Here is a 5,123-nt window from a genome sequence, read left to right as displayed (position 1 = left end):
GCCCCCCTGCGCACCCCACATCGAGAACCCCACACCGGACCACGGAAGGCAAGGACCCGACATGAGCAACCCGTTCGAGAATCCCGACGGCGTCTACCGCGTGCTCGTCAACGACGAGGGGCAGCACAGCCTGTGGCCCGACTTCGCCGCCGTACCGGCGGGCTGGACGGTCGCCCACGGCCCGGCCGGGCGGCAGGACTGCCTGGACCACATCGAGGCCCACTGGAAGGACATGCGGCCCCGCAGCCTCGCCGAGGCCGAGGACTCCTGAGCCGCGCCGGGCACGGCGAAGGGGGGGCGGGCCCGCGGGCCCGCCCCCCCCTTCACGCCGTCCGGCGAGCGGTCAGGACACCGACTCGTCCACCTTCGTGGCCGGGTCGCCGTCCACCGCGGCGGCGAGCTGCGGCACCAGGCGGTCCAGGACGAAGGGGATGCTCAGCACGGTCGACAGGGACACGGCGTTGCCGTAGTCGCTGGTCTCCTTGACGAAGACCTCGCGGCCCTGCTTCACCACGTTCAGGTCCCCGTAGATCTTGTCACCGTGCAGCTTGGTCACCGCGGAGGTCAGGTCGGGCACGATCCACACCGCGACGCCCTGGTCCAGCAGGTCCATCCGCTCCTTGCTGATGTTGGCGCCGAACTGGTCGCCGATCACCGCGTCGAGGTTCTTCGGCAGCGACAGGCCCAGGTCCGACAGCAGCCGCGAGCGCGGGTCCTGCGTGCCGTAGACGAACGTCCCCTCGTAGGGCGTGGCCATCACCGCGGTGGCCTTCGCGAACTCCGGGTGCGCCTGCTTGGCCGCGGCGAACTTCGCCGTCACACCGTCCACCAGCTGCTTCGCCTCGGCCGGCTTGCCGAGTGCCTTGCCGATCTCCTCGGTCTGCTGCTCCCACGGCACGCCGAAGTCGTTGTACTCCTTGGGCTGCGCGACGACCGGCGCGAACTTCGACAGGCTGTCGTACTGCGCCTTCGTCAGACCCGAGTAGACGGCGAGGATCAGGTCCGGCCGCAGCGCGGCGATCTTCTCGACCTGCGGGCCGGTGCCGTTGTCCTTCAGGACGGTCGGCGCGGGCGCGCCGCCCAGCTTGTCCTTCGCCCAGGGGCCGACGGCGCCCTTGTAGCCGCCCAGCCACTCGGTGGTGCCGACCGGCACGGTGCCCAGCGCGAGCACCGCGTCCTGGTCGGTGAGCCCGACCGTCACGACCCGCTTGGGCGCCGACGTGATCGTCGTGCTGCCGAACTTGTGGGCGATCGTGACGGGGAAGGCGTTCGCCTCGGGGGCCGCGGAGGCGGACGCCGACGTGTCCTTGCCGGAGTCCGCGGACGGGCCGGAGCTGTCGTCGGAGGAGCCGCAGGCGGCCGCCGTGGTGAGCAGGAGGACCGAGAGGAGGGCGCCGGCCAGCCGCGATATGCGGCGGGAGGCTCCGGGAGTGCGGGACATCGGGTGATCTTTCTGTGGATGCGGTGGGCGGTGCGGGGCAGTGGCGGGCGTCGTCGGCGGGCGGTGGGCGCGGCGGGGCGTCAGCTCCGGCCGCCGGGACCGGCCCGGTCGCCGGGGCCGGGGGTGCGGCTGTCCGACCAGGCCTTCCACAGGGCGGCGTAGGCGCCCCGCGCGGCGAGCAGCTGCTCGTGCGTGCCCTCCTCCACGACCCGGCCGTCGCTCAGGACGGCGACGCGGTCCGCGGCAGCGGCCTGGCTGAGCCGGTGGGCGACGACCAGTGCGGTACGGCCGCGCAGCGCGCGCTCGGCGGCCTCGTCGAGCAGCCGGGCGCCCGAGCTGCCCGCCTCCGCGGTCGCCTCGTCCAGGACGACGACCGGCGGGTCGGCCAGCAGCAGCCGGGCCAGGGCGAGCTGCTGGGCGCGGTCGGGGGTCAGCGGGTGGCCGCCGTTGCCGACGACCGTCTCCAGCCCCCCGGGCAGGGCCTCGGCCCAGCCGAGCGCCCCGACCGCCTCCAGCGCCTCGCGCAAGTCGGCGTCGGTCGCGCCGGGGCGGGCCAGCCGCAGGTCGTCGGCGAGCGGGCCGGCGAAGACGTGGACCTCCTGGGTGACCAGCCCGACGACGCCGCCGGACTCCTCGGGTGCGGCGCCGCCGACCTCGACCGTCCCGGCGGCCGGGCGGTGCAGCCCGGCCACCAGCTTGGCCAGCGTCGTCTTGCCCGCACCGGTCGTGCCGACCAGCGCGACCCGCTCCCCGGGCCGTACGCGCAGGTCCACGTCGTGCAGGACCGGCCGCCCGGGGACGTACGCATGGGACACGCCGGACAGCGTCACGGCCGCCTCCCGCGCGGCGGCGGCCGGTGCGGCGGCGGGCGCAGAGGGCGCGGGTTCGTCCACCACGCCGATCAGCCGGGCGAGGCCCGCGGTCGCCGACTGGGCGTCGTCGAGCAGCACGAGCGCGGTGTTGACCGGGCCGAACAGGCCCAGGAAGTACAGCGCGGCGGCGGTCGCGGTGCCGACCGACGCGGCCCCGGAGCGCACCAGCAGGAAGCCGGTGACCAGGACGGAGGCCAGGCCCGCGTACTCGGCTATGTGCAGCCGGCCGTAGAAGCGCAGGACCAGCCCCACCCCGCGCATCGTCAGCTCCACCGCGGCCCGCGAGGTCTCGGCGACCCGCCGGGTGCGGCCCTCCTGGAGCCGGTAGGCGCGGACGGTGCGCGCGCCGCCGATGGTGTCCAGCAGCTGCTGCTGCTGCGCGCCGGTGGCGACGCGCTCACGGGCGTACAGCGGGACGGCGTTGCGGACGTACCAGCGCGCGGTGTGCGCCTGCACGGGGACGGCGACGAGCGCGGCGGGCAGGAAACGCCAGTCCAGCAGCGCGAGGGCGCCCAGCGTCAGCACGATCGACAGCCCCGACCGGGTCAGCTCGGGCAGCGCCCCGCGCACCGCCTCGGCCACCCGCGAGACGTCCCGGGTCACCCGCGCGCTCAGGTCGCCCGAGCCCGCGCGCTCCACCCGCTCCAGCGGCAGCGCCAGGGCGCGCTCCACGAAGGACTCGCGCAGCCGGGCGAGCACGGTCTCGCCGAGCCGGGACAGCAGCGACAGCCCCCCGGCGGTCAGGAGGCCCTGCACGGCGGCGACGGCGGCGAGCGCGATCACCGGGCGGGTCAGGGCGTCCGCGGAGCGCTTCTCGGTGACCAGGTCGACGATGTGGCCGAGCAGCGGCTGGGTGAGGAGCCCGACACCGGTGGCGAGCACCATCAGGCCGAACCCCGCGGCGGCCAGGCCCCGCTGGGGGCGCACCAGCGCGCGCACCACGGCGCGGGTGCGGGCCGGGGTCGCCGTGGGCAGCAGCTCGCGGCCGGAGGCGGCGTCGGCGGTGGCGGCGGGCGCGCTGTCCCGGGCCGCCGTGTCCACGGTGTCGTACGCGGTCATACGAGCACCGCCGACCGGTAGGCCGCGTCGGTCCTGACGAGACCGGCGTGGGTGCCCTCGGCGCCGACCCGGCCGCGGTCGAGGAGAACCACCCGGTCGGTCACGGCCAGCAGCGCGGGGCTGTTGGTCACCACCAGGGTCGTGCGCCCCTGCCGCAGTTCGCGCAGCCCCTCGGCGATCCGCGCCTCGGTCACGGCGTCCACGGCGGTCGTCGGGTCGTGCACCACCAGGACGGGCGGTCCGGCCCGCAGCGCGCGCGCCAGCAGGACGCGCTGGCGCTGGCCGCCGGACAGCTGCCGTCCGCCCTCGCCGACACCGGCGTCCGGCGGCAGCGACCGCGCCACCTCGTCGGCGTGCGCGGCGGCCATGGCACGTTCCGTCAGGGCGTCGTCGGCCCGGCCACCGGCGCCGTCCGCGTCCGGCGGTCCGACGTTGGCGGCGAGCGAACCCTCGAACAGCGCCGCGTCATGCGGGGCCACCAGCACCGCCCCCCGCAGCTGCGCCGGGTCCAGCCGGGTCAGCGGCACACCGTCCAGCTCGACCGCCCCGGCCTCCGGGTCCCGCTCCCGGCCCAGGCAGCTCAGCAGGGCCTCCGCGCACGCCGGATCGGTCACCGCGATCCCGGTCAGCCGCCCGGCCGGGAGGTCGAGGTCGACGCCGTCCAGCGGGCCGAGCCGTACCCCGCGCAGCCGCAGCGCGCCGTGCACCGGCTCCGGCGGGGCCTGCGTGCCGCCCGTGACGGCCGGGCCCGCGGTGAGCACCTCGGCGATCCGCGCGGCCGACGCGCGGCCCTGCGCCAGCTCCGCGTTGACCCACGCGAAGGTCTCCAGCGGTCCCAGCAGGAACAGGGCGAGGCCCACCGCCGACACCAACTGCCCGAGGCTGAGCGAGCCGTCCAGCGCCAGCCGCCCGCCGACCAGGGCGATCAGCGCGATGAAGCCACCGGTCAGGGAGAGCACCAGCCCGGTCTGCCAGGCCTCCGCGCGGGCCGCCCGCAAGGTGGCCGCGAGCGAGACCCGGCTCGCCCCGCGGTAGCGCTCGACGGCCGCCTGCCGGGCCCCCAGGCCCTTCAGCACCCGCAGCCCGGACACCAGGTCGGCGGCCACTCCCGCGGCCTGCGCGGCCCGGTCCTGCTCGGCCTCGCTGCGGCGCTCCAGCGGTTTGCCGAGCAGGTGGCCCACCCACAGCAGCACCGGGGTCCCGAGCAGCACGATCAGCCCCAGCGGCACGGAGATCACCAGCAGGGCCACCGCGCTCACCGCGATGCCGGCGACCGCCCACGCGCCGCTCATCAGCGCCATGTTGACCGCGCCGACCCGGCGAGCGTCCTCGGTGGCCACGTTGGCCAGCTCGCCGGGCAGCCGCCCCTGCTCGGCGCCGCCGCGGGCGTCGAGCACCCGGCGCAGGACGGCCAGCCGGAGGGTGTGCGCGCTCTCCTCGGCCGCGCGCTCACCGGCCCGCGCGCCCAGCCGGAAGCTCCACGACAGGCACACGTACACCACGGCGAGGACGGCCAGCCAGACCACGAGCCGCCGCCCGTCCCGTCCGGCCACCGCCTGGTCGACGACGATGCCGACGAGCACCGGGACCAGGCCTTCCCCCAGTTGGTGCACGGCGCCGAGTGCCGCGCCGAGGGCGCAGCCGCGTGCCTGCCCCCTGACCGAGTGTGCCAGGACGTCCCGTCCCGACAGTTCCGCTGCTCCCACCGGCCACCCTCCGCACCCGGACCGCGCTCCCGGACTCCGCCCGGG

Annotated in this window: 4 protein-coding genes; 1 reads left to right on the top strand and 3 read right to left on the bottom strand. The window is 76.5% G+C overall.

Annotated features, from left to right (window positions below; all coding sequences use genetic code 11):
- Positions 1–61: 61 nt before the first annotated feature.
- The gene (locus ACWERV_RS26475) at positions 62–271 is read left to right on the top strand and encodes an MbtH family protein (protein WP_452937464.1); all 210 of its coding nucleotides are present in this window, start codon (positions 62–64) and stop codon (positions 269–271) included.
- A gap of 72 nt (positions 272–343) precedes the next feature.
- On the opposite strand, the gene ACWERV_RS26470 is transcribed toward ACWERV_RS26475, so the two are convergent.
- The 3 genes from ACWERV_RS26470 to ACWERV_RS26460 form a co-directional block, all read right to left on the bottom strand.
- Positions 344–1,441, bottom strand: coding sequence for an iron-siderophore ABC transporter substrate-binding protein (locus ACWERV_RS26470; RefSeq protein WP_452937462.1), 1,098 nt, complete (start codon positions 1,439–1,441; stop codon positions 344–346).
- A gap of 80 nt (positions 1,442–1,521) precedes the next feature.
- Positions 1,522–3,372, bottom strand: a complete 1,851-nt coding sequence (locus tag ACWERV_RS26465) for an ABC transporter ATP-binding protein (RefSeq protein WP_452937460.1) — start codon at positions 3,370–3,372, stop codon at positions 1,522–1,524.
- Positions 3,369–5,078: an ABC transporter ATP-binding protein gene (locus tag ACWERV_RS26460; RefSeq protein WP_452937457.1), complete on the bottom strand. Its 1,710-nt coding sequence runs from the start codon at positions 5,076–5,078 to the stop codon at positions 3,369–3,371. The genes ACWERV_RS26465 and ACWERV_RS26460 overlap by 4 nt, the downstream gene beginning before the upstream one ends.
- Positions 5,079–5,123 lie beyond the last annotated feature (45 nt).

Source organism: Streptomyces sp. NPDC004031 (assembly GCF_053604375.1).
This window is presented reverse-complemented; position numbering and strand designations above follow the sequence as displayed.